Source organism: Micromonospora sp. CNZ299, assembly GCF_002754415.1.
This window is the reverse complement of record NZ_PEFG01000001.1, coordinates 2,178,608-2,201,275: the sequence shown is the minus strand read 5'-3', so window position 1 is coordinate 2,201,275 and position 22,668 is coordinate 2,178,608. Positions and strand designations below refer to the sequence as shown.

21 protein-coding genes are annotated in these 22,668 nt (G+C 70.4%); 14 read left to right on the top strand and 7 right to left on the bottom strand.

Annotation, left to right across the window (positions count from 1 at the left end; translation table 11 throughout):
* Nucleotides 1-32: 32 nt before the first annotated feature.
* The gene (locus tag CLT68_RS10615; protein WP_099850499.1) at nt 33-2,045 is read right to left on the bottom strand and encodes a serine/threonine protein kinase; all 2,013 of its coding nucleotides are present in this window, start codon (nt 2,043-2,045) and stop codon (nt 33-35) included.
* A gap of 90 nt (nt 2,046-2,135) precedes the next feature.
* Here CLT68_RS10615 and CLT68_RS10610 point away from each other — a divergent pair, with 90 nt between their 5' ends.
* The 6 genes from CLT68_RS10610 to CLT68_RS10585 all read left to right on the top strand — a co-directional run bounded on the left by CLT68_RS10610 (nt 2,136) and on the right by CLT68_RS10585 (nt 6,900).
* Nucleotides 2,136-2,330, top strand: a complete 195-nt coding sequence (locus CLT68_RS10610) for an acyl-CoA carboxylase subunit epsilon (RefSeq protein ID WP_099850497.1) — start codon at nt 2,136-2,138, stop codon at nt 2,328-2,330.
* A gap of 89 nt (nt 2,331-2,419) precedes the next feature.
* Nucleotides 2,420-2,878: a hypothetical protein gene (locus CLT68_RS10605; RefSeq protein WP_099850495.1), complete on the top strand. Its 459-nt coding sequence runs from the start codon at nt 2,420-2,422 to the stop codon at nt 2,876-2,878.
* The gene (locus CLT68_RS10600) at nt 2,875-4,242 is read left to right on the top strand and encodes a hypothetical protein (RefSeq protein WP_486482132.1); all 1,368 of its coding nucleotides are present in this window, start codon (nt 2,875-2,877) and stop codon (nt 4,240-4,242) included. Before CLT68_RS10605 ends, CLT68_RS10600 begins: the two co-directional genes overlap by 4 nt.
* Nucleotides 4,243-4,244: 2 nt before the next feature.
* Nucleotides 4,245-5,378 carry a S8 family serine peptidase gene (locus CLT68_RS10595; protein WP_099850493.1) on the top strand — a complete coding sequence of 378 codons (1,134 nt, stop codon included), beginning with the start codon at nt 4,245-4,247 and terminating at the stop codon, nt 5,376-5,378.
* Nucleotides 5,379-5,581: 203 nt separating this feature from the next.
* The gene (locus tag CLT68_RS10590) at nt 5,582-6,250 is read left to right on the top strand and encodes a Maf family protein (protein WP_099850491.1); all 669 of its coding nucleotides are present in this window, start codon (nt 5,582-5,584) and stop codon (nt 6,248-6,250) included.
* The gene (locus CLT68_RS10585; protein ID WP_099850489.1) at nt 6,247-6,900 is read left to right on the top strand and encodes an O-methyltransferase; all 654 of its coding nucleotides are present in this window, start codon (nt 6,247-6,249) and stop codon (nt 6,898-6,900) included. Before CLT68_RS10590 ends, CLT68_RS10585 begins: the two co-directional genes overlap by 4 nt.
* Before the next feature lie 153 nt (nt 6,901-7,053).
* Here the strand turns inward: CLT68_RS10585 and CLT68_RS10580 are convergent, their stop codons facing one another.
* The 3 genes from CLT68_RS10580 to CLT68_RS10570 form a co-directional block, all read right to left on the bottom strand.
* A complete protein-coding gene (locus tag CLT68_RS10580; RefSeq protein ID WP_088946186.1) occupies nt 7,054-7,809 on the bottom strand; it encodes an ABC transporter permease in 756 nt (251 codons plus the stop codon).
* A gap of 119 nt (nt 7,810-7,928) precedes the next feature.
* Nucleotides 7,929-8,888: an ATP-binding cassette domain-containing protein gene (locus CLT68_RS10575; protein WP_088946185.1), complete on the bottom strand. Its 960-nt coding sequence runs from the start codon at nt 8,886-8,888 to the stop codon at nt 7,929-7,931.
* Nucleotides 8,889-9,009: 121 nt separating this feature from the next.
* Nucleotides 9,010-9,621 (bottom strand): PadR family transcriptional regulator, encoded by a 612-nt coding sequence (locus tag CLT68_RS10570; RefSeq protein WP_099850487.1) that lies wholly within the window; start codon nt 9,619-9,621, stop codon nt 9,010-9,012.
* A gap of 148 nt (nt 9,622-9,769) precedes the next feature.
* Between CLT68_RS10570 and CLT68_RS10565 the strand changes: the two genes are divergently transcribed.
* Entirely contained in the window at nt 9,770-11,521 is a 1,752-nt protein-coding gene (locus tag CLT68_RS10565) for an ATP-binding protein (protein ID WP_099850485.1), read from the top strand.
* A gap of 75 nt (nt 11,522-11,596) precedes the next feature.
* On the opposite strand, the gene CLT68_RS10560 is transcribed toward CLT68_RS10565, so the two are convergent.
* Nucleotides 11,597-12,490, bottom strand: coding sequence for a LysR family transcriptional regulator ArgP (locus tag CLT68_RS10560; RefSeq protein WP_099850483.1), 894 nt, complete (start codon nt 12,488-12,490; stop codon nt 11,597-11,599).
* Nucleotides 12,491-12,559: 69 nt separating this feature from the next.
* Here CLT68_RS10560 and CLT68_RS10555 point away from each other — a divergent pair, with 69 nt between their 5' ends.
* A complete protein-coding gene (locus tag CLT68_RS10555; protein WP_099850481.1) occupies nt 12,560-13,156 on the top strand; it encodes a LysE/ArgO family amino acid transporter in 597 nt (198 codons plus the stop codon).
* Between the two features lie 82 nt (nt 13,157-13,238).
* Nucleotides 13,239-14,678, top strand: a complete 1,440-nt coding sequence (locus tag CLT68_RS10550) for a GuaB1 family IMP dehydrogenase-related protein (RefSeq protein ID WP_099850479.1) — start codon at nt 13,239-13,241, stop codon at nt 14,676-14,678.
* A 99-nt stretch (nt 14,679-14,777) separates the two neighbouring features.
* Here CLT68_RS10550 and CLT68_RS10545 read toward each other — a convergent pair whose 3' ends face one another.
* A complete protein-coding gene (locus CLT68_RS10545) occupies nt 14,778-15,335 on the bottom strand; it encodes a TetR/AcrR family transcriptional regulator (RefSeq protein WP_099850477.1) in 558 nt (185 codons plus the stop codon).
* Nucleotides 15,336-15,418: 83 nt separating this feature from the next.
* Between CLT68_RS10545 and CLT68_RS10540 the strand changes: the two genes are divergently transcribed.
* The 4 genes from CLT68_RS10540 to CLT68_RS10525 all read left to right on the top strand — a co-directional run bounded on the left by CLT68_RS10540 (nt 15,419) and on the right by CLT68_RS10525 (nt 20,226).
* A complete protein-coding gene (locus CLT68_RS10540; RefSeq protein ID WP_099850475.1) occupies nt 15,419-15,865 on the top strand; it encodes a DoxX family membrane protein in 447 nt (148 codons plus the stop codon).
* A gap of 25 nt (nt 15,866-15,890) precedes the next feature.
* A complete protein-coding gene (locus tag CLT68_RS10535; protein ID WP_088946177.1) occupies nt 15,891-16,373 on the top strand; it encodes a MarR family winged helix-turn-helix transcriptional regulator in 483 nt (160 codons plus the stop codon).
* Nucleotides 16,367-18,100, top strand: coding sequence for an ABC transporter ATP-binding protein (locus CLT68_RS10530; protein WP_099850473.1), 1,734 nt, complete (start codon nt 16,367-16,369; stop codon nt 18,098-18,100). Before CLT68_RS10535 ends, CLT68_RS10530 begins: the two co-directional genes overlap by 7 nt.
* 200 nt (nt 18,101-18,300) lie before the next feature.
* Nucleotides 18,301-20,226, top strand: a complete 1,926-nt coding sequence (locus CLT68_RS10525; RefSeq protein ID WP_412535434.1) for an ABC transporter ATP-binding protein — start codon at nt 18,301-18,303, stop codon at nt 20,224-20,226.
* Between the two features lie 39 nt (nt 20,227-20,265).
* Here CLT68_RS10525 and thrS read toward each other — a convergent pair whose 3' ends face one another.
* A complete protein-coding gene (gene thrS, locus CLT68_RS10520) occupies nt 20,266-21,483 on the bottom strand; it encodes a threonine--tRNA ligase (RefSeq protein WP_099857002.1) in 1,218 nt (405 codons plus the stop codon).
* Between the two features lie 523 nt (nt 21,484-22,006).
* On the opposite strand from thrS, the gene CLT68_RS10515 reads away from it, so the two are divergent.
* A complete protein-coding gene (locus tag CLT68_RS10515) occupies nt 22,007-22,630 on the top strand; it encodes a DedA family protein (RefSeq protein ID WP_099850471.1) in 624 nt (207 codons plus the stop codon).
* Nucleotides 22,631-22,668: the final 38 nt, after the last annotated feature.

Below are 22,668 nucleotides of genomic sequence, written 5' to 3'. Positions count from 1 at the left end.
CGAGAGAGGTTCGCGCAGGTGCGGAACGCCTGTCAGTTGACCCGATCGGGCTTGAAGCCCTTGACGATCTGGTCGAAGTTGGCGAGGTTGGCCTGCCAGTCCTTCTCCGCGATCTCCCACCGGATGGCGTAACCCCGGTTGGTGGCGGTTACGAAGCCCCGGTTGCGCACGTGGATGCGGGTGCCGTTCCGGGTCTCCAGCCACTCCCAGTCAGCGCAGGTCCGATACCAGTCGCAGGATTTGATGCTGCCCACCAACTGATAGTTGTTGACCAGGCCCTTGCGGTACGGTTCCTGACCCTTCCAGTCGACGACCGCGTCCTTCTTCGGGCTGGAGGTCCACTGGACCAGCATCTTGCCAGGCCCGCCGGACTGGTTGAAGACGACCGTGTCCGAGCTGGTCTGACGGCCGCTCCAGCCGGGTGGGAGCGGAATGGAGAAGGTCGGCCCCTCGTGCAGCTTCCAACCCGCCGGCAGCGCGTTCGGGTCGATCGATGGCGTGGCCGAGGGCGACGCACTCGGTGCGCCCGTGGTGGGCGGAGGCGCCGCCGGAGCCGAGGACTGCGCCGGCGCCGACGTCGCGGCCGCACCGGTCGTCGGGCCGGTCTGCGGGGTCTCGTTGTCGTCACCCTTGCTGAGCAGCGGCACGATCACCACGAGGCCGACCAGCAGCAGCGCGACCAGGGCCCCGATCAGCACGTTGCGTCGGGTGTTGTTCGGCTTCGTGCCGTCCGACGGCGGGACCGCCGCACGCCCGGCCGGATTCACCGGCGGCATGAGCGACGTCGGCGTCGACGGCTTGCGCTGCTCCGGAGCCACCGGTGGGCCGTCGACGACCGTCGGCTCGTCGTCCGGGGTAGTCGTGCCGTCGCCGGTGTTCGTCGTACCGTCGCCGGTCGTGTCGCCAGCGGCCGCGACTTTCGCGGTCGGCTCGGCATCGGACGGGCGGTCGATCGTGGCGGTCGGCTCGGCCGGCACCGCGGCGGTCGGGTCGGCGTCGTCCACACCGGACGGAACGACGGTCGTGGGCGTGGCGTCGGCGGCGGACGTCGCGGCAGCAGCGGAGGTCGCGGCGGAGGTGCTCGCGGCGGCGGCCGGCGGCGGCGACACCGGCCGGTCAGCGCTCTCGGCAGGTCGCGGTGCCGGCACCACCGGAAGGCGCGGCTGGCGCGGGCCGTTCGGCCCCGGCCGGCGTACGCCATCGAGCAGTGAAATCCCGCGCGCCCGCTTGCCCCCGGCGCGGCGCAGCAACCGCTCCGCCACCTCGGCGGTGATCCGCTCGTTCGGGTCCTTGCGCAGCAGCCCGTTGAGCACGGCCTTGAGCGGGCCGGCGTTCTTCGGCGGCGGGATCGGCTCGGTGGCCAGCGCGGCCAGGGTGCCGATCGCCGACGGCCGAGCGTACGGAGACTTGCCCTCGACGGCCGCGTAGAGCGTCGCGCCCAGCGACCACAGGTCGGCCTCCGGCCCGGCGGTGCCGTCACGGGCACGCTCCGGGGAGATGTACGCCGGTGAGCCGAGAACCATGCCGGTGCGGGTCACATTGGGGTCACCCGGGATCGTGGCGAGACCGAAATCGGTCAACACCACCCGGCCGTCGTCACCGAGCAACACGTTGCCCGGCTTGACGTCGCGGTGCATGACGCCCGCCTTGTGTGCGGCGCTCAGGGCACCCAGCACACCGAGGCCGATCTCCACCGTCTGGGCCACCGACACCGGGCCGTCTTCGGCGAGAGTGTCCTGCAACGACTTCGACGCCACGTACTCCATGACGATCCACGGATCGCCATCGGTGCGCAGCACGTCGAAGATGCGGACGACATTGGCGTGGTTGAGCCGGGCGATGGCCCGGGCCTCCCGCAACGAGCGCTCCCGCATCTCGCGGCGCTCCTCGTCGGTGAGACCGGGCGGCGGCACCAGCTCCTTGATGGCGACGTCCCGGTGCAGCACCTCGTCGCGCGCCTTCCACACCCGGCCCATGCCGCCCTGGCCGAGCGGCGACAGAAGCCGGTATCGGTCAGCGACGAGTTGGGGAAGCGCGTTCGACATCGGTGAGACGGTACCCGGACCCGCCGACGCTCACACCGCCGGCACGCCACTGTCCGCTTCCCGCAACTTCGCCCCGCGTACCCTGGCGTCATGTCTGCCGAAGAGCCGCTGATCCGGGTCGTCCGCGGCGTACCCACCGCCGAGGAACTGGCCGCCCTCGTGGGGGCGATCGTCGTCCGCTCCCGCCCGGCCACGGCCCTCGCACCGGCGACCACGTCCACCTGGGCGCGCAGCGGCCGACCGGCCAGCTCCCGCGGGTGGCGCGCCGCCGGCCTGCCCCGCTGACCCGACCCGACCGGGCGGGGGCTGCCAGGGGCACGCCCAGCCGTTACCCTCACTCAGGGAAGCGGTGCCGTCACAGGTAGGGAGGATCCATGATCCCCGAAGAGGGCCGGCCAGCGCCCTGGCTGCGTGGTTACGGCGGCATCGAGGCCGACATCAGCCAACTCCGCGACTTCGCCGACCGGCTCGCCGCCGAGGTCGAGAGCAACTACGCGCCGCACCTGTCGTACATCGCCGAGGACATGTCCGCCAAGCTGCCCAACCCGTGCGACGCGTTCGTCGAGCTGGTCACGTTCCTGCACGCACACCACGAGACGCAGCAGGCCACCGCCGACATGGTGTACGCCGTCCGCGGCGCCACCGGCCACCTGGCCGCCGCCGCCGATCGGGTCGCCACCCACTACGCCGACAGCGACGCCTTCACCGCCGCCCGCGTCGTCGACGTCCAACGGGCCCTCGCCGACCCGAGCACCGTCCTGCCCGCCCGCCCGACGCCCATGCTGACCGACCCGACCGGCCCCGACGCCGAAGGACCGGTGGTGCTGCCGTGATCGAACGGGGCACCGGCCGCACCTCCGGCCTCACCGACTGGCAGCTCATGGACGTCAACAGCATGTGGGCCTGCCTGCACGACCACGACACCGCCAACCACTGGAAACAGGTCGCCGGCTGGCGCAAGGTCTGCGACCTGGCCCAGATCCACCTCGGCCGCCTCCAGGAATACCGGCGCGGGCTCGCCGAGGCCTGGCCACCCGAGACCAGCGCCGCCTCCAGCACGTACCTCGCCGAACTCGACCAGCTGATCGACAAGGTGCGGCGCACCCACGACGCCGCCGCCGCGAACTACACCGCCCTGTCCGCCGCCACCCAGGCCATCGGCACCACCCGCGCCGCGCTCAGCAAGGTCCACGAGGAGTACGCGGCTAAGCTCCAGCAGAAGCAGGCGTACGACTCGATGGCCGCCGACCCGAAAGCCGTGATGGGCAACCGGGTCACCGAGGCGCCCGTTACGGACGGCGAGCTGGAACGGCTGAACTCGCAGGCACGGGCCATGATGTTCAGCCTCAGCGGAGAACTTCAGCAGGCCCAAGCGACGCTCCAAAAACCACCAGCAGTGCGATCCCCGATCCAATCCAGCGATCCCGATGCATTAAGCGCAACGCCTTTGGCACCAACCATCCCACCGATCGTCCCAGTTCCGATGCCGACGAGCGGCGGCGTCGCAGCACCCCGATATCCGGTAGCCGACGCGGCAGCGCCTGTTAGCCAGCCGCAAGGCGTAGGACCAGTACTCGGAGGTGCGGGAACTGGACTAGCGAGCACCCCTGCCGCGATAAACACAGGAGCCACAGCTACACCAACATCCTCCCCCTTGCATCCTGGAAGCGGGTTGCCCCCCGGTGCGCCTATCCCATCTCGCCCGGCAGCAGGAATGAGTTCGCGAAGCCAACCGCCAAGCGGAAGCCTCAATCGACCTTCGGCCCAGCCACCGACGCCGCCGCTGAAATCAACGCCTCTTGGCGGAATAATTGGCGGCGTTCCTGGCACGAGCGGTGGCATGGCGGGGCCGAACGCCGCCCAGCCCCGCAAAATTAATCCAATTGGCGGGGTAATTGGCGGTGGCGGCGCTGGCACCGGCCCCGCCGGGGGCGCAGGATCTCGCCCAGGCAGCGGCCGAACCACCCCCCTGCACGGTGGCCTCACTCCGATTGGCGGCGCGCCTTCGCTAGGCAGCGGTACGGGTCCTGGGCTTCCTGGACGGAACCGCCAGGCTGAGGGATTCGACGACGCGACGGCACGCCGTTGGGACCCAGACAATCCATGGGAGACTGACCACGGGGTTAATCCTGTCCTCCGTCCCGCTGAAGAGCAAGGACCAACCGATCCCGGTCCGGCCATTGGCTTCAATCGTTAAAAATGCGACCTACCTGGGTACTAATGGCGCTATTGGCGACATCAATAGTTTTGCCTGCTTCTACCGACCCACCAGGCGCCAGTAGTCAAATTCGGGCAGAGCAATGGCACCTCGACTATCTGAGGACAGTCCAGGCGCAGAGCATAAGCCGCGGCAACGGCGTGGTCGTCGCCGTGCCAGATACCGGCGTCGACCCACACCCCGACCTAAGCAACAACTTGCTTGGCGGAACAGATATAATCGCCGGCGGCAATGGCGACGGCCGCAGAGACCTAGACAGCCACGGAACGTCAATGGCCGGGCTTATAGCTGCTCATGGACAAGGAGAATTCGGAGCACTAGGCATAGCTCCAGAAGCCGAGGTTTTGCCAATTTACAGCTCGTCCCCTGACGGCACCGGCGACGCGGACAGTTTGGCAAAAGGTATCGAATACGCCATCGCGAACGGCGCGGATGTAATCAGCATTTCGTCTGTCGGTGCAAGCAGTTCAAGATTGCGCCAAGCAATTCGAGGCGCCCTCGACGCAGACATTATCGTTGTAGCTGGCGTTGGTAATCTTCCTCGCGATCAGGCCGTTGGATATCCGGCAAGCGAAGCCGGTGTAATAGCCGTCGGTGGCGTTGATCGCGCTGGACTACACGCGGCAATCTCGGTGACCGGGCCAGAGATCGACATCGTCGCTCCCGCGGTCGATATCTACAGCACCAGTTACGACGGAAAGTACTCAAAGGGCACTGGCACATCGAGCGCGACGGCGATCGTGGCAGGGGCGGCTGCCTTGATCAGGTCGAAGTACCCCTATCTGCCCGCACGTGAGGTAGCGCACCGGCTCACTGCGACCGCCGTAGACAAGGGCCCGCCTGGGCGTGACGACGAGTACGGCTATGGCGTGATCGACCTGGTGGCGGCGCTGACGGCAGACGTACCGCCGCTTGGGTTTGAGTCTGTGAGCGCGCCGGCCGGTGCTGGCCCGTCGACGACGGCGGCCGGGCAGCGGCCGGGTGATGATGGCAGCGGCGCGACGGCTCGTGGCCTGGCCACTCTGGGCGTGATCGTGGCTGCCGGGGTCGCTTGGGCGGTGGTGGCGCGGCGTCGGCGCCGCAGTGATGATCCGCCGCCCCGAATTAGCCGCTGATCGGTCTGCGGCAGGCTGATCGACTCGGGCTTCTTGATGTCGCGGTATCCAGGCCAGGAGGACACCCCGATTTCAAGGAACCCGAGTCGATCAAGGGCGAGCCCCAGGAGATCAAGGGCGAGCCCGAAAGGATCAGGGGCGATCGAGCTTGGTCACGGTTGGTCTTGAGTCGTGGTGGAGGGCTTGCCGGTAACGTCGGGCTCGTGTCTGACTCTTTGCCGCTCCGCCTCGTGCTCGCTTCGGCGAGCCCTGCCCGTCGTAAGTCCCTCCAGGCCGCCGGCATCGAGCCGGACGTGCTGGTCAGCGGGGTGGACGAATCCCTGGTCGTGACCGACCGGGCCGAGGAGTTGTGCCTGGAGTTGGCGCGGCTCAAGGCACAGGCGGTGCTGACCCGGCTGAGCCCGGCCACCGATCAACGGACGCTGGTGATCGGCTGTGACTCAGTGCTGGCCTTCGACGGGGAGATCCTCGGTAAGCCGGCGGACCCGGCGGATGCGACCCGACGTTGGCTGCGGATGCGGGGGCGCAGCGGTGTTCTGCACAGTGGGCACTGCCTGATCGACGTCGTCGCCGGGCGACGCGCGGAGGCGGTCGCCTCGACAACCGTCCACTTTGCCGACATCAGTGACGACGAGATCGCCGCGTACGTGGCCAGTGGCGAGCCGCTGGCCGTGGCCGGCGCGTTCACGATCGACGGGCTCGGTGGGGCGTTCGTGGAGCGGATCGAGGGTGACCCGGGCACGGTGGTCGGGTTGTCGATGCCGCTGCTGCGCCGCCTCCTCGCCGAACTCGATCTGCGGATCACCGACCTCTGGACGAAGGTCGCGCCGGGCGGCCAATCTGTCGAGCCACTCGGTAACGTCCGGTCATGACCACCAAGTCGATCCCGCTCACCGATGAGCTGCACGCGTACCTTGTCGCACACGGCGCTCCGCCCGACGAGATCATCCAGGACCTGGCCGAGGAAACCCGGTCGGTGTTGCCGGAGCACGCCTCCATGCAGGTGGCACCGGAGCAGGCGGCCTTCCTGACCTTCCTGACCCGGCTCCTCGACGTGCGGCAGGCCGTCGAGGTCGGCACGTTCACCGGGCTGTCGTCGCTGGCGATCGCCCGTGGGTTACCCGACGATGGGCAACTGACCTGCTTCGACGTCTCCGAGGAGTTCACCGGCATCGCCCGGCGCTACTGGGCGCGTGCCGGTGTGCAGGACCGGATCGACCTGCGGATCGGCCCGGCCGGGGAGACGTTGCGGGAGTTGCCGCACGAGCGCTACCTGGACTTTGCGTTCATCGACGCCGACAAGACGGGCTACCCGGTCTACTGGGCCGAGTTGGTGCCCCGGATGCGGCCCGGTGGAGTGATCGCGGTCGACAACGTCCTGCGCGGCGGGCGGATCCTCGCGCCGCAGAACGAAGGCGACCGTGCCATCGCCGCCTTCAACGACGAGGTGCTCGCCGACGTACGGGTGGACCCGGTGATGCTGCCGATCGCGGACGGCCTCACCCTCGCCCGGGTGCGCTGAGCGCAGTGATCCACTCGAGTTCCTGGAAGTCGCGGCATCCCACGCGGTAGGACACCCCGACTTCCAGGAAGCCGAGTCGATCAAGGGCGAGCAGGCAGCCAGGCCAGCGCCAGGCGAGCCAGGCCAGCGCCAGGCAGGCAGGCCGGCCAGCTTTTAGCGGACGCTGCGGGCGAACTGGCGTGCCGCCCAGTAGACGCCCAGCACGGCGAGCACCGCGGTGATGCTCAGGCCCTGCCAGACCTTGTCGCTGCCCAGGTCACCGGCGAACAACGCGCGGGTGCCGTCGACCGCCCAGGAGAACGGGTTCCAGTCGGCGATGCCCTGCAACCAACCTGGCGCGAACGTCAGCGGCAGCAGGATGCCAGACAGCAGCAGCACCGGCTGTGCCACGGTGTTCATCAGGGGGGCCAGCGCGTCCTCGCTCTTGACCTTGAGCGCCACGCCGTAGGAGACGGCCGAGGTCATGAGGGCGATGAGGGCGAGCATCAGGTACGCCAGCAGCAGGTCACCGATGAACACCCGCAGGTCGAACAGGAGCGCCAACAGGGTGATGATGACGGCCTGCACGAGAAGTGAGACCACGTCGCGCAGCGAGCGGCCGAGCAGGAGGGCGAGCCGGCTGATCGGGGTGACCCGGGAGCGTTCGATGACCCCGGCTCGCAGCTCGGCGATGAGGCCGAAGCCCTGGAACAGGCCACCGAAGATGGCCAGCAGGACGAGCAGACCGGGTACGAAGATCTTGTAGGCGGCGGCCTGGGTGGGTGCGTTCAGGGCTGGCTTGAGCAGCGGGGCGAACAGCAGCAGGTACATCACCGGCTGGAAGACGCCGACGAAGACCCAGACCGGGTTGCGCAGCAGCAACTGGGTCTGCCGCTGGAAGATCAGCCACGTGTCACGGGCGAATTTCATGAGTGGTCTCCGGGTGATCAGGACTCGCGCAGCGAGCGGTGGTCAGGACTCGCGCAGCGAGCGGTGGTCAGGACTCGCGCAGCGAGCGGTGCCGGTAGAAGAGCCCGGCCCGCTGCTGGTCAGGACTCGCGCAGCGAGCGGCCGGTCTTGGTGAGGAAGACGTCGTCCAGGCTGGGTCGGTGCAGCTCGATCGAGCGCAGCTCCAGGCCTGCGTGGTCGAGTCGGCGTAGCACCTGCGGGATGGCGGTGGCGCCCTCGTCGACGTAGAGGCGCAGGCCGCCCTCGTCGACGGTTTCCAGTTTGTTGACGTACGCCTCGCCGTCGAGCGACTGGGCGGCCTGCGGGGTGGCGGCCAGGTCGAGGCCGACCAGCACGACGTCACCGGAGATCTCCCGCTTGAGCTCGGCGGGGGTGCCCTCGGCCACGATCTCGCCGTTGTCCATGATCGCAATCCGGTCGCAGAGCGCGTCGGCCTCGTCCAGGTAGTGCGTGGTGATGAAGACGGTCATCCCGTCGTTGCGCAGCCTCCGGATCTCGTCCCACATGTGCGCGCGGCTCTGCGGGTCGAGGCCGGTGGTCGGCTCGTCCAGGAAGACGATCTTCGGCTCGTGGATGATGCCGAGCGCGATCTCGACCCGCCGGCGCTGACCACCGGAGTAGGTCTTGCACTTGCGGTCGGCGTACTCGGTCAGCTGGAAGGCGTCCAGCGCGCGGGCGGCGCGGCGCTGCGCGTCGGCCTTGCCGATGCCGTACATGCGGGCGTGCAGCACCAGCTCCTCGCGGGCGGTGGACTCGTCCCAGGTGCTGCCGCCCTGCGGGACGTAGCCGATCCGTCGGCGCACCTCGGCCGGGTCCTTGCGCAGGTCGGCGCCGGCGATGGTGGCATCGCCGCCGTCCGGCTCGATCAGCGTGGCGAGCATCCGCAGCGTGGTGGTCTTGCCGGCGCCGTTCGGGCCGAGAAAGCCGAAGATCTCGCCCTCGGTGACCTTGAGGTCGACGCCCCGCACGGCGTCCACCGTCTTCGTCTCTCGACCCGCGCGGGAGCGGAAGGACTTCCGCAGCCCCCTGGTCTCGATCATCTCTGCTCCTGGTCGTTCGGGTCGGCCGGGCCGACCTCCGAGTGGGACGACGCCGGACGGCGCACTCCCCCGCTGTGCCGTCAGCAGGCTAACGCGATATAGCTTCTATGGTCAACGTTGATTATTTCGCGTTTGAGCCCGGCGGGTCCCCGTCGTTCCCCCAACCCGACCAACCTTCGGCGTTCTCCAGCTCAGCAGGCAGGTACGACACACCGGATTCGATCCGTTCCGCGATCCGCTCGCACCAGCCCAGCTCAGCCTCCGCCCGCTCCGACCAGAGTTCGAACAACCAACCGACGTGCACCGGCTTGCTCTTGCGCATCCAGTCGGACTCCAACGAGGCACGCATCGAGGCGACGCTGGCGCGCAGCAGGTTGGCCCGGTTCCGTAGGGCCGCCGCCGCCTCGGTGCGGGGCAGCGCCGGCAGGAAGCCGAACGCCGCGGAGAACGGGTCCAGCGGCTCGGACAGGCCCCACCAGAAGCCACGGAGCAGCGTCTGGAACTCGTCCTCCCCCGTCGACGTCACCTCGTACGTGGTCCGCGCCGGACGGGCACCGACCTGCTCGGTGGCAACGGCCCTGAGCAGCCCTTCCTCGCTGAGCTTGTGCAGGGCGTGATAGATCGAGCCGGGCTGCACGTTCGCCCACTTGTCGGCACCCCAGCTCAGCAGCTCACGGCGCACGTCGTAGCCGTGCACGGGCTGCATCCACCGCACCAGACCGAGGATCATCAATCGAGTCGAAGACACCACACAAGCGTAATAGACAAGTTTGACTAGAGCGTTGCGGCACAGTGCGGCATCCCACACTGAGCGATCGTTAGGGCCAGCAGGGTGGCCGATACACTCCCCGTCAGTAACCTGCCCGGGAGGAGCCACGAAGGTGCGCAAGGTACTCATCGCCAACCGCGGCGAGATCGCCGTCCGGGTGATTCGTGCGTGCCGCGACGCCGGTCTGGACAGCGTCGCCGTGTACGCGGACTCCGACCGTGACGCCCTGCACGCCACCCTCGCGGACGAGGCGTACGCGCTCGGCGGCGACAGCGCGACCGAGACGTACCTGCGCATCGACAAGCTGCTCGACGTCGCCGCCCGGTCCGGCGCCGACGCCGTGCACCCCGGCTACGGCTTCCTCTCCGAGAACGCCGACTTCGCCCAGGCTGTCATCGACGCCGGGCTGACCTGGATCGGTCCCACCCCGCAGGCGATCCGCGACCTTGGCGATAAGGTGACCGCGCGGCACATCGCCCAGCGCGCCGGCGCTCCGCTGGTGCCGGGCACCCCGGACCCGGTGGCCAACCCGGACGAGGTGATGGCGTTCGCCGTCGACCACGGCCTGCCGGTCGCCATCAAGGCCGCCTTCGGTGGCGGTGGACGCGGCCTCAAGGTCGCCCGGACGATGGAGGAGATCCCGCAGCTCTTCGAGTCGGCCACCCGGGAGGCGGTCGCGGCGTTCGGCCGGGGCGAGTGCTTCGTCGAGCGTTACCTGGACAAGCCCCGGCACGTCGAGGCGCAGGTCCTCGCCGACCAGCACGGCAACGTGATCGTGGTCGGCACCCGGGACTGCTCGTTGCAGCGTCGGCACCAGAAGCTCGTGGAGGAGGCTCCCGCGCCGTTCCTCAGCGACGCCCAGCGGGCCCAGATCCACGACAGCGCCAAGGCGATCTGCCGCGAAGCCGGTTACCACGGCGCCGGCACTGTCGAATACCTGGTCGGCGTGGACGGCACCATCTCCTTCCTGGAGGTCAACACCCGACTCCAGGTCGAGCACCCGGTCACCGAGGAGACCGCCGGCATCGACCTGGTCCGCGAGCAGTTCCGGATCGCCGACGGTGAGAAGCTGCGGATCACCGAGGACCCGACGCCGCGTGGGCACTCCATCGAGTTCCGGATCAACGGCGAGGACCCGGGCCGCAACTTCCTGCCGGCCCCGGGCACGGTCACCGCACTGCGGCTGCCCACCGGCCCGGGCGTGCGGGTCGACACCGGCATCTCGGCCGGCGACGTGATCGGCGGCAACTTCGACTCGCTGCTCGCCAAGGTGATCATCACCGGTGAGACGCGGACCGAGGCGCTGGAGCGCGCCCGTCGCGCGCTGGACGAGATGGTCCTCGACGGCATGGCCACCGCGCTGCCGTTCCACCGGCTGGTCGTGCGGGACAAGGCGTTCAGCGCCGAGCCGTTCAGCGTGCACACCCGGTGGATCGAGACGGAGTTCCACAACACCGTGCCGCCGTTCACCGCCGCCGCCGGCGCCGTCGAGGCGCCGGCCGAACGCGCGACCGTCGTGGTCGAGGTGGGTGGCAAGCGCCTCGAGGTCAGCCTCCCCGCCAGCTTCGGCGGGAGTACGACCACCGCGGCACCCGCCTCCCGTAAGGCGGGCCGGCGCGGTGGCGGTGCCAAGGCCGGCGCTCCGGTCGGCGGCGACACTCTCGCCTCACCGATGCAGGGCACCATCGTCAAGATCGCAGTGGCGGACGGCGACACCGTGGCCGAGGGCGACCTGGTGGTGGTGTTGGAGGCGATGAAGATGGAGCAGCCGTTGCACGCCCACAAGGCGGGTACGGTCAGCGGGCTCGCGGCCGAGGTCGGTGCCGTGATCACCGCCGGTGCTGCCATCTGCACCATCGCCTGAGCGACTGTCCGGAAGGCCCCTGACGGCTGCCGCGGGAGATCGGCCCGACGTGCCGGGTGGGACGGGGCGGACGAGTCAGCGCAGACTCTCGGCGGCGACCGCGCGGACGGCGGCGGTCAGGGCGTTCAGCACGTCCGACTCCAGTCGCCAGTGCTGCCAGTGGAGCGGGACGTCCAGGTGCCGGCCGGGCACGAGGTCGACGCAGCGACCGGTGGCCAGGTCGGCCTCGGCGATCTGCTCCGGCACCAGGCTCCAGCCCAACCCGAGCCGGAGGGCCTCGCTGATGGCCGGCACCGACGGCACGTAGTGCACCGGCGGGTCGAGCGGTCGGCCCGCCACCGCACGGATGAAGCGGTGCTGCACCCGGTCCTTCCGGTCGAAGACGATCAGCGGCGTGACCGCCAGCGCGGACGCGGTTAAACCCCCGGCGAAGTGGGACGACGCGAACTCCGGGGTGGCCAGCGCGCGGTAGCGCATGGCCCCGAGCCGCAGCACACGACAGCCCTGCACGGCCTCCCGCTGGGCGGTGACCGCCGCCGTCACCGAACCGTCCCGGAGCAGCTCGGCGGTGTGGTCCTGGTCATCCTGCCGCAGGTCGAAGGAGAGCCCGGCCTCCTGCGGCAACCGGGCCAGCGCGGCGGGGAACCAGGTGGCCAGTGAGTCCGCGTTGACCACCACGGCGACCCGGACGCGGCCACCACCGCCCAGCGGGCCGCGGGCGTCGGCCAGTGCCTCCCGTTCGAGCAGCGTGAGCTGGCCGGCCAGGCGCAGCAGCGGGCGGCCAGCATCGGTCGCCACGCACGGTCGGGCCCGGCGGACCAGCACCTGGCCGACGGTCTCCTCCAGTGCCTTGATCCGTTGACTCACCGCCGACGGCGTGACGTGCAGCAGCCGGGCCGCCGCGTCGAAGCTGCCCTCCGACACCACCGCGGCGAGCGTGCGCAGCTGCGCCGAGTCGAGACCGTCCATAAGCAGAGCTTACGTTGCGTCAGAATCTTTAGTTGGACTGGTGGACGTCGAGAGCCCTAGCGTCGAACCGTGCTCACCTCCGCCGTCGCCGGCTTCTCGATCTCCATCGCCCTCATCGTCGCCATCGGCGCGCAGAACGCCTTCGTCCTGCGTCAGGGCCTGCGCCGCGAGCATGTCGTACCCGTGGTGCTGACCTGCGCCGCGTCGGACGCGCTGCTGATCATGGCGGGCGTGGCCGGGGTCGGCACGCTGGTGACGGGTCGGCCGGGCCTCCTGGCAGCGATCCGGTGGGGCGGCGCGGCGTTCCTCCTCTGCTACGCGCTGCTCGCCGCCCGCCGCGCGCTGCGTCCCGGCGCCCTGTTGCCCACCGAGCGTCCGCCAGCCACGCTGGGGGCGACCCTGCTCGCCTGCGCCGCCTTCACCTACCTGAACCCCCACGTCTACCTGGACACCGTGTTGCTGCTCGGCGGGGTGGCCCAGCAGCACCCGCACCGGTGGGTGTTCGGCGCCGGAGCCGCCCTGGCCAGCGGGGTCTGGTTCACCGCCCTCGGCGTCGGCGCGCAGCGCCTCGCGCCGCTGCTCGCCCGTGCCGGCGCCTGGCGGGTGCTGGACGCGGTCATCGCCGTCGTGATGGCCGGGCTCGCCGTGGCGCTCCTGGTGGGCTGACCAGCTCTGACGCGGCGTCGACGGAAGTGTTTTCCACGACCACCGGCGGCGGGACGCTCCACGAGCGGGGATGATGGGCCGAGTGCGGTTCCTACACGGCGCGGCTCCCGCGCACGACCTGACCTATACCGACGTCTTCATGGCGCCGGCCCGCTCCGACCTGGGCTCCCGGCTCGACGTCGACCTTTCCACCAGCGACGGCACCGGCACCACCATCCCGCTGGTCGTGTCGAACATGACAGCGGTCGCCGGCCGGCGGATGGCCGAGACGGTGGCCCGCCGGGGCGCGATCGCGGTGATCCCGCAGGACATCCCGATCGAGGTGGTGGCGAATGTCGTCGCCTGGGTCAAGCAGCGGCACCTCGTCTACGACACGCCGATCACCCTGGGGCCCACCGAGACCGTGGGCGACGCCATCCACCTGCTGCCCAAGCGCTCGCACGGCGCGGTGATCGTGGTCGACGACGCCGGCCGGCCGATGGGCGTGGTGACCGAGGCGGACACCACGGGCGTGGACCGGTTCGCTCAGCTGCGGCACGTGATGTCCACCGAGCTGCACACAGTGCCGGCGGACGCGGACCCGCGTACCGGTTTCGACCTGCTCTCGGCGGGCCGTCGCCGGCTCGCCCCGGTGGTGGACGCCGAGGGTCGGCTGGTCGGGGTGCTGACCCGGCAGGGCGCGCTGCGCGCGACCCTCTACACGCCGGCCGTGGACGACCGCGGTCGGCTTCGCATCGCCGCGGCGGTCGGCATCAACGGTGACGTGACCGGCAAGGCCGCCGCGCTGCTGGAGGCGGGGGTGGACACGCTGGTCGTGGACACCGCGCACGGCCACCAGGCGCGGATGATCTCGGCGCTTCAGGCGGTCCGCAAGTTGGACCCGGGGGTGCCGGTGGCGGCTGGCAACGTGGTGACCGCCGAGGGGGTACGCGACCTGGTCGAGGCCGGGGCGGACATCATCAAGGTCGGCGTCGGGCCGGGTGCCATGTGCACCACCCGGATGATGACCGGCGTGGGTCGGCCGCAGTTCTCCGCCGTGCTCGACTGCGCCGCCGCCGCCCGCGAGTTGGGCCGGCATGTCTGGGCCGACGGCGGGGTGCGCCACCCACGGGACGTGGCGCTCGCGCTCGCTGCCGGGGCGTCGAACGTGATGATCGGCTCCTGGTTCGCCGGCACCTACGAGTCCCCCGGTGACCTGTACACCGACGCGGACGGCCGGCGGTACAAGGAGAGCTTCGGGATGGCCTCGGCCCGGGCGGTCAGTGCCCGTACCGCCGACGACAGCCCGTACGACCGGGCCCGCAAGGCGGTGTTCGAGGAGGGCATCTCCTCGGCCCGGATGCACCTGGACCCGGCGCGACCCGGCGTCGAGGACCTGATCGACGAGATCATCGCCGGGGTGCGCAGCGCGTTCACGTACGCCGGCGCACGGGACCTGACGCAGTTCCACGACCGGGCGATCGTCGGCGTGCAGAGCGCCGCCGGCTTCACCGAAGGAATGCCCCTCCCCACAAGCTGGTAACCCCCGGCCACCCGGGTCGATCATGGAGTTGTGGTGCCTCACAGAACGGGCAGCGACGGGCGACGCCCACCTCAACTCCATGATCGACGCTGGTAGGGGCTAGGTGGCCAGGCGGCGTAGGACTTCGCGGGCCGCAGTGCGGGGGTTGTCGCCCACCCGCTCGGGCAGCGCGCCGGCCAGCCAGAGGGTGGCGAAGCCGTGCGCGATCGACCAGGCGGCGAGCGCGTCCCGGTCGGTGTCACCGGGGGCGCCACCGGTGGGCAGGGTGGCCACCCCGGAACGGAGCGCGGCGCCGGAGCGCTCCCGGGCCGCGATCAGCTCGGCGTCGTCGGCCCGGTAGAGCTCGGGCCGGAACATCACCTCGAAGTACGCGCGGTGCGTGACGGCGAAGTCGACGTACGCGACGCCGGCCTCCAGCACGTCGTCCGCGTCGATGAGCTTCTGCGCCAGCAGGTCGAAGCCCTGGGCGGCAAGCGCGGTGAGCAGGCCCGCCTTGTCGCCGAAGTGGTGCGCGGGCGCGGCGTGCGAGACACCGGCCCGACGGGCGAGGTCGCGCAGACTCAGCGCGGCGGGCCCGACCTCCTCGATGGCCTCCAGAGCTGCGGCGAGCAGGGCGCGGCGCAGGTCGCCGTGATGGTACGCACGCGTCTCGGTCATGCCCCAATCCTATCTTGTCATTGACAAGATGCTCCTCCGGCACGCAATCTTGTCACTGACAAGTTTCACCGAGGAGGTTTTCGATGGCACCCCTGATCGCTCTGGTCGTCGGCACCGCGCTGGCCCGACTCGCCGGCCTGGCTGGCATCTCCGCACTGGATGGTTGGCATCCCGCACTACGGGTCGGGCTGGCCGTGATGTTCGCGCTGACCGCCGTCGCGCACTTCGTCGGTCAGCGCCGGGCGGACCTGATCGCGATGGTCCCGCCACGGCTGCCCCGCCCGGATCTGCTGGTCACGCTCACCGGCGTGCTGGAGCTGGTCGGCGCGGTCGGCCTGCTGATCCCGGCGACCGCCCGGGTGGCGGCGGCCGGGCTCGCCCTGCTCATGCTGGCGATGTTCCCGGCCAACGTCTCGGCCGCCCACCGGAGGCTCACCCTCGCCGGGCGTCCCGTCACCCCGCTCGCACAGCGCACGGTCCTGCAGATCGTGTTCGTCGCCACCGCTGCGGCAATTTCGTTTGGCCCCTGACTATCAGGGAGCTAACCTACCCGTCGTGGAACTCGTGACCCTCCAGGACGTGCCGCTCGGCCGGCTGCTGGTGGTGGCCGGGCACCTGGTCGGGCAGCGGTGGAACCGCTACCTCGCCGAGGAGCACGGCCTCACCCAGGCCGGCATGGTCACCCTGATGACACTCGCCCGACACGGCGAGCTGCCCCACCGGGAGGTCGCCGAGAAAGGCTTCGTGCGCCCGGCGACCCTCACCGGCATCGTGGACACGCTGGCCCGGGAAGGGCTCGTCGAGCGGCAACGCGACGACAGCGACCGACGCAGCGTCCGACTCGCCCTCACCCCCGCCGGGCGGGAGCGAGTGTCCGCGCTCAGCGCACTGATGCACTCCGGACGCCCGCTCACCTCGGTCGACGCCGACCCGGTGAAGGCCCAGGTGATCCGCGAGTTCCTGTTGGAGGTCATCGGCAGCGGGGACGACCCGCGGATGACCGGACGCCCTACCGAACCGAAGGATCCGGCGTGCTGATCCGACTGTTGCGCAGCCAACTGCGCACCTACCAACGACCGTTGCTGGCGGTGGTGCTGCTCCAGTTCGTGGGCACCATGGCCTCGCTCTACCTGCCCAGCCTCAACGCCGACATCATCGACCAGGGCGTGGCGCGCGGCGACACCGACTACATCGTGCGCACCGGCGGGTGGATGCTGCTGGTCAGCCTCATCCAGATCGTCTGCTCGATCGCCGCGGTCTACCTCGGCGCGCGGGTCGCGATGGGCTTCGGCCGGGACGTACGCGCCAGGCTGTTCGGGCACGTCAACCGCTTCTCCGCCCGCGAGGTGGCCCGGTTCGGTGCGGCGTCGCTGATCACCCGCAACACCAACGACGTGCAACAGGTGCAGATGCTCGTGCTGATGAGCTGCACGATGCTCGTCGCGGCGCCGATCATGAGTGTCGGCGGCGTGTTCATGGCGCTGCGCGAGGACATCGGGCTGTCCTGGCTGATGCTGGTCAGCGTGCCGGTGCTGGCCATCACGCTCGGCGCGATCATCCGCCGGATGGTGCCGGGCTTCCGGCTCATGCAGACCCGGATCGACACGGTCAACCGGGTGCTGCGCGAGCAGATCACCGGCATCCGGGTGGTCCGCGCGTTCGTCCGCGAGCCGTACGAGACGGACCGCTTCGGCGTCGCCAACGCCGACCTGACCGCCACCGCGCTGCGGACCGGCCGGCTGATGGCGTTGATCTTCCCGGTCGTCATGCTGGTGCTGAACGTCTCCAGCGTGGCGGTGCTCTGGTTCGGCGCACAGCGCGTGGACTCCGGCGCCATCCAGGTCGGCGCGCTCACCGCGTTCCTGCAATACCTGATGCAGATCCTGATGGCCGTGATGATGGCCACCTTCATGCTGATGATGGTGCCCCGGGCCGCGGTCTGCGCCGAGCGGATCACCGAGGTGCTGGACACCGACTCCTCGGTGGTCCCCGCCGCCGAGCCGGTCACCGACCTGCCCACCCGCGCCGAGTTGGAGATGCGCGGGGTGCGCTTCCAATATCCGGGCGCGGTCGACCCGGTGCTTCGGGACATCTCCTTCCGGGCGACCCCGGGCACCACCACGGCGATCATCGGCAGCACCGGCGCCGGCAAGACGACGCTGCTGTCGTTGATTCCCCGTCTGGTCGACGTCACCGGGGGCGCGGTGCTGGTCGACGGGGTGGACGTGCGGGAGTTGGCACCGGACGAGCTGTGGCGGCGCATCGGCCTGGTGCCGCAGCGGCCGTACCTGTTCACCGGGACGGTCGCCAGCAACCTGCGGTACGGCAACCCCGACGCCACCGACGAGGAGCTCTGGACGGCGTTGGAGATCGCCCAGGCCCGGGACTTCGTGGCCCAGATGCCGGGCGGTCTGGAAGCACCGATCGCCCAGGGCGGCACCACCGTCTCCGGTGGACAGCGGCAGCGCCTGGCCATCGCGCGGGCGCTGGTCCGGCAACCGGAGATCTACCTCTTCGACGACTCGTTCTCCGCGCTCGACCTGGGCACCGACGCGCGGCTGAGAGCGGCACTGCGTCAGGTCACCGCGCAGTCCGCAGTCGTGATCGTCGCCCAACGGGTCTCCACGATCATCGACGCCGACCAGATCATCGTTCTTGAGGACGGAGGGGTCGTCGGAGTGGGACGACACACCGAGTTGTTGGAGACCTGCCCGACGTACGCCGAGATCGTGGCCTCCCAGCAGACGGCGGAGGTGGCGGCATGAGCGAGCCCGACAACACGCGTACCCCGGCCGTACCCAGTCAGAAGCCGGCCGGCGACGGACGGACACCGGATGAGACCGCGCAGCAACCCGGCGGGGGACCCGCGCAGCAACCCGGCGGGGAAACCGCGCCGGAGACCGGCGGTGGCGCGGCGACGCCGAAGCGGCTGCCACCGGGCGGTCAGCGCGGTGGCCCGGGATGGATGAGCGCCGGGATGCCCGCCGAGAAGTCGATGAACTTCGGGCCCTCGGCCCGCCGGTTGCTCGGCCGCCTGCGCTCACACCGGCTGCACCTGGCCGCGATCATCACGCTCGCGGTGGTGAGCGTCGGGTTCAGCGTCGCCGGGCCGAAGATCCTCGGCCACGCCACCGACCTGATCTTCACGGGCGTGATCGGCCGGCAACTGCCCGCCGGCACCACCGCCGACCAGGCCGTTGCCGCGGCCCGGGCCAGCGGCAACGACAGCTTCGCCGACATGCTGGCGCGGATGGACGTGGTGCCCGGGACGGGCATCGACTTCAACGCCCTGAAGCGGGTGCTGCTGCTGGCCCTCGGGCTTTACCTGGCCGCGAGCCTGCTCTCCTGGTGGCAGGGCTGGCTGCTCAACGGTGTGGTCCAGCGCACCGTGCTGCGGCTGCGCGCCGAGGTGGAGGAGAAGCTCAACCGGCTGCCGCTGCCCTACTTCGACCGGCAGCCGCGCGGCGAGCTGCTGAGCCGGGTCACCAACGACATCGACAACATCTCCACCAGCCTCCAGCAGACCCTCAGCCAGTTGCTCACCTCGCTGCTGACCGTGGTCGGCGTGCTGGCCGTGATGTTCTGGATCTCGCCGCTGCTGGCCCTGGTGGCCCTGGTCGCGGTGCCCCTGTCGGTGCTGGTCACCCAGCGCATCGCCAAGCGCTCGCAGAAGCAGTTCATCGCCCAGTGGACGCACACCGGTGAGCTGAACGGTCAGATCGAGGAGGCGTACACCGGTCACGAGCTGGTGAAGGTCTTTGGCCGGCAGCGTGAGGTGGAGGCCGCGTTCCACGCGAAGAACGACGAGTTGTTCCGCGCCAGCTTCGGGGCGCAGTTCGTCTCCGGGATCATCATGCCGTCGATGATGTTCATCGGAAACCTGAGCTACGTGGCGATCGCCGTGGTCGGCGGGCTGCGGGTCGCCTCCGGGACCATGAGCCTCGGCGACGTGCAGGCGTTCATCCAGTACTCCCGCCAGTTCACCCAGCCACTCACCCAGCTCGCGTCGATGGCCAACCTGCTCCAGTCCGGGGTGGCCTCGGCCGAGCGGGTGTTCGCGGTGCTCGACGCCGACGAGCAGACGCCCGACCCGGTCGAACCCGCCCGGGTCGCCGACCCGCACGGTCGGGTCGAGTTCGAGCACGTCTCGTTCCGCTACGAGGCGGACAAGCCGCTGATCGACGACCTGTCGCTGGTCGCCGAGCCGGGGCACACGGTGGCCATCGTCGGCCCGACCGGCGCCGGCAAGACCACGCTGGTCAACCTGGTCATGCGCTTCTACGAGCTGGACGCCGGCCGGATCACGCTCGACGGGGTGGACATCACGACGATGCGCCGCGACGACCTGCGCGGCCGGATCGGCATGGTGCTCCAGGACACCTGGCTCTTCGGCGGCACCATCCGGGACAACATCGCCTACGGGCGGCCGGACGCCACCGAGGAGCAGATCCTCGCGGCGGCCCGGGCCACCTTCGTGGACCGGTTCGTGCGCAGCCTGCCCGACGGCTACGACACGGTCATCGACGAGGAGGGCAGCAACGTCAGCGCCGGCGAGAAGCAGCTCATCACCATCGCCCGCGCGTTCCTCGCCGAACCGTCCCTGCTGATCCTCGACGAGGCCACCAGCTCGGTGGACACCCGCACCGAGGTGCTGCTCCAGCGGGCGATGGCCGCGCTGCGTTCGGACCGGACCAGCTTCGTCATCGCGCACCGGCTCTCCACCATCCGAGACGCCGACCTGATCCTGATGATGGAGAACGGCCGGATCGTCGAACAGGGCACCCACGAGCAGTTGCTCGCCGCCCATGGCGCGTACCACCGGCTCTACCGCTCCCAGTTCACCGGTGCGGTGGTCGACGAGGAACCGGCCGCCCAACCGGCGTCGGTCTGAGGTCGGGCGGCCGTGCGCGCGAGACGATCGATGGGCGGGTCAGTCCGACGGCAGCAGGTCGGTCGCGCGAGCGGCGACCTGCCCGCCGATCAGGGCGAGCGCGGCTTCGGCGGGCATCGGGTCCAGGGCGCGGCCGCCGCGCAGGCGCAGCGCGAGACGACCATCGGCGGCCTCCCGGGCACCCAACACCCCGAGGTACGGGATGCGGCGGCGGGCCGCGTCCCGGATCCGGGCACCCAGCGAGCCTGCGGCGTCGACCTCGACCCGCAGGCCGGCGTCGGCGGCCCGCCGGGCCAGGTCCGCCGCCGCGTCCGCCTGACCGTCGTCGACCGGCAGCAACACCAGCTGGACGGGCGCGTACCAGGCCGGGAAGGCGCCCTCGTGCACCTCGATGAGGTACGCGAACAGCCGCTCCATGCTGCCGACCAGGCTGCGGTGCAGCATGACCGGCCGATGCCGGCTGCCGTCGGCACCGGTGTACGACAGGTCGAACCGCTCCGGTTTGTCGAAGTCGAGTTGGATGGTGGAGATGGTCGACTCCCGGCCGGCCGCGTCCACGATCTGAATGTCGATCTTCGGTCCGTAGAAGGCGGCCTCCCCGGGCGCCTCGACGTACGCCATCCCGGCCAGCGCGGCGCGGAGCAGGTCCTCCGCACGGGCCCACTGCGCGTCGTCGCCGACGTACTTCTCGCCCGGCCCGCGCAACGACAGCCGGAACCCGGCCGGTCGGACGCCGAGCGCGGCGTGCGCGGCACGGATCAGCCCGAGGATCTCCGCGACCTCCGCGCCCACCTGTTCGGGCGCGCAGAAGGTGTGCGCGTCGTTGAGCGAGATGGCACGTACCCGGGACAGCCCACCGAGCACCCCGGAGCGCTCCGAGCGGTACATCCCGCCCAGCTCCGCGATCCGCAGCGGCAACTCCCGGTAGGAGCGGCCCCGAGCCCGGAACACCAGCGCGTGGTGCGGGCAGAGCGCCGGTCGGAGCACGAACTCGTCGTCGGCGCTGAGCCGCATCGGCGGGAACATGTCGTCGGCGAAGTAGCCGAGGTGCCCGGAGAGTTCGAAGAGTTCGCGTTTGCCCAGCGGCGGCGAGTAGACGTGCTGGTGGCCGGAGCGACGCTCCAACTCCCGGACGTACTCCTCGACGGCGTGCCGGGCGGCGGCGCCGGCCGGCAGCCAGATCGGCAGGCCGGCGCCGGCCAGCGGATCGGAGACGAAGAGGTCCAGCTCACGGCCGAGCCTGCGGTGGTCGATCATGTCGGGCTCCTGGATCGGGTACGACCCGGAGGCGACCTGGACACCGAACGCCGCGGGGCCATCCGGGGCGGATCGCCCCGGGGCCTGGTCGACGGTGGTTACGTCAGAGCGGCGCGCCGGGGACACCCGGCGTCGTGGTCACCACTACCGCACTGCGCATGCCGCGACGCTACGTCTCAGGCGGTCCAGGACGCACCTGAATTACGACAGTGGGAGAGCGGGCAGGGGGTGGGCCGCCGGCGCGGGACCCGCCGGCGGCCCTGGCGGCCCGAAACGTCAGGAACGGGGGACCCGACGGGCGTGGCCGCGCCGACAACGGTACGCCGACGAACGCCGATCCGCCGACCGCTCCGGGACGGTTGGGACGGCCACCGGACCCGTCACCCGAGGCCGGTTCGCCTCGTTGTACCTGGGTGGCCTGGCCGTGTCGACGGTCACGACGGGCCAGGGCCGTCCACGGTGACGGCGGACACGCCGTCAGGCTCAAGACACCCAATCGGCCGCATCCGGCGAGGTGGCAGGCGTGCCCGAACTACTGACTGACGTCGCATCGCCGACGTGGGCGTACCTGGTGCTGCTCGCTCTGCTGATTGCGGACGCCTTCGTGCCGGTGATCCCCACTCAGATCGTCATGATCACCAGTGGCGCCCTCACCGTCTACGGCGGGCTCAGCCTGCCGGTCACCATCGCCGTCGGCGCGCTCGGCGTGTTCGCCGGCGACCTGGCCTGCTACCTGCTCGGGCGCAGCGCACCGGACCGGCGGCCACCCCGGCACGCCGAGCTGAGCCGCGCCCGCCGAGTGGCCAATCGGGTCACCCAGGGGCTGCGACAACCCGGGCCGCTGGTCATCCTGCTCTGCCGGTTCGTGCCCGGCGGCCGGATGGCGGCCTGCTTCTCGGCCGGGCGCAGCCGCTACCCGTACCGCCTGTTCGTGCTCTACGAGGCGGTCGCCGCGCTGGGTTGGGCCACCTACGGCGCGATGGTCGGGCACCTGGGAGGCACCGCTCTCACCGAGTCGGCCTGGCGGTTGGCCATCATCGCCACCGCCGCCGCAGGCGGGTTCGCCGCAGCCGGATGGGCGATGACACTGGTCAGCGCCCGCCACGCCCGCGCCGCCGCCGCAGTCGTCAAAGTCCCCATCGACTGAGTGTCGCCAGACCGACGGGTATAAGCTGTGCTTATATC

What these genes read in the sequence shown, in the direction of transcription:
- thrS (WP_099857002.1), bottom strand. Translation starts at nt 21,483, where the DNA reads ATGATCGACCACCGCAGGCTCGGCCGTGAGCTGGACCTCTTCGTCTCC.
- CLT68_RS10580 (WP_088946186.1), bottom strand. Translation starts at nt 7,809, where the DNA reads ATGAAATTCGCCCGTGACACGTGGCTGATCTTCCAGCGGCAGACCCAG.
- CLT68_RS10560 (WP_099850483.1), bottom strand. Translation starts at nt 12,490, where the DNA reads ATGGACGGTCTCGACTCGGCGCAGCTGCGCACGCTCGCCGCGGTGGTG.
- CLT68_RS10575 (WP_088946185.1), bottom strand. Translation starts at nt 8,888, where the DNA reads ATGATCGAGACCAGGGGGCTGCGGAAGTCCTTCCGCTCCCGCGCGGGT.
- CLT68_RS10595 (WP_099850493.1), top strand. Translation starts at nt 4,245, where the DNA reads ATGCGACCTACCTGGGTACTAATGGCGCTATTGGCGACATCAATAGTT.
- CLT68_RS10545 (WP_099850477.1), bottom strand. Translation starts at nt 15,335, where the DNA reads ATGACCGAGACGCGTGCGTACCATCACGGCGACCTGCGCCGCGCCCTG.
- CLT68_RS10610 (WP_099850497.1), top strand. Translation starts at nt 2,136, where the DNA reads ATGTCTGCCGAAGAGCCGCTGATCCGGGTCGTCCGCGGCGTACCCACC.
- CLT68_RS10615 (WP_099850499.1), bottom strand. Translation starts at nt 2,045, where the DNA reads ATGTCGAACGCGCTTCCCCAACTCGTCGCTGACCGATACCGGCTTCTG.
- CLT68_RS10605 (WP_099850495.1), top strand. Translation starts at nt 2,420, where the DNA reads ATGATCCCCGAAGAGGGCCGGCCAGCGCCCTGGCTGCGTGGTTACGGC.
- CLT68_RS10525 (WP_412535434.1), top strand. Translation starts at nt 18,301, where the DNA reads ATGAGCGCCGGGATGCCCGCCGAGAAGTCGATGAACTTCGGGCCCTCG.
- CLT68_RS10540 (WP_099850475.1), top strand. Translation starts at nt 15,419, where the DNA reads ATGGCACCCCTGATCGCTCTGGTCGTCGGCACCGCGCTGGCCCGACTC.
- CLT68_RS10585 (WP_099850489.1), top strand. Translation starts at nt 6,247, where the DNA reads ATGACCACCAAGTCGATCCCGCTCACCGATGAGCTGCACGCGTACCTT.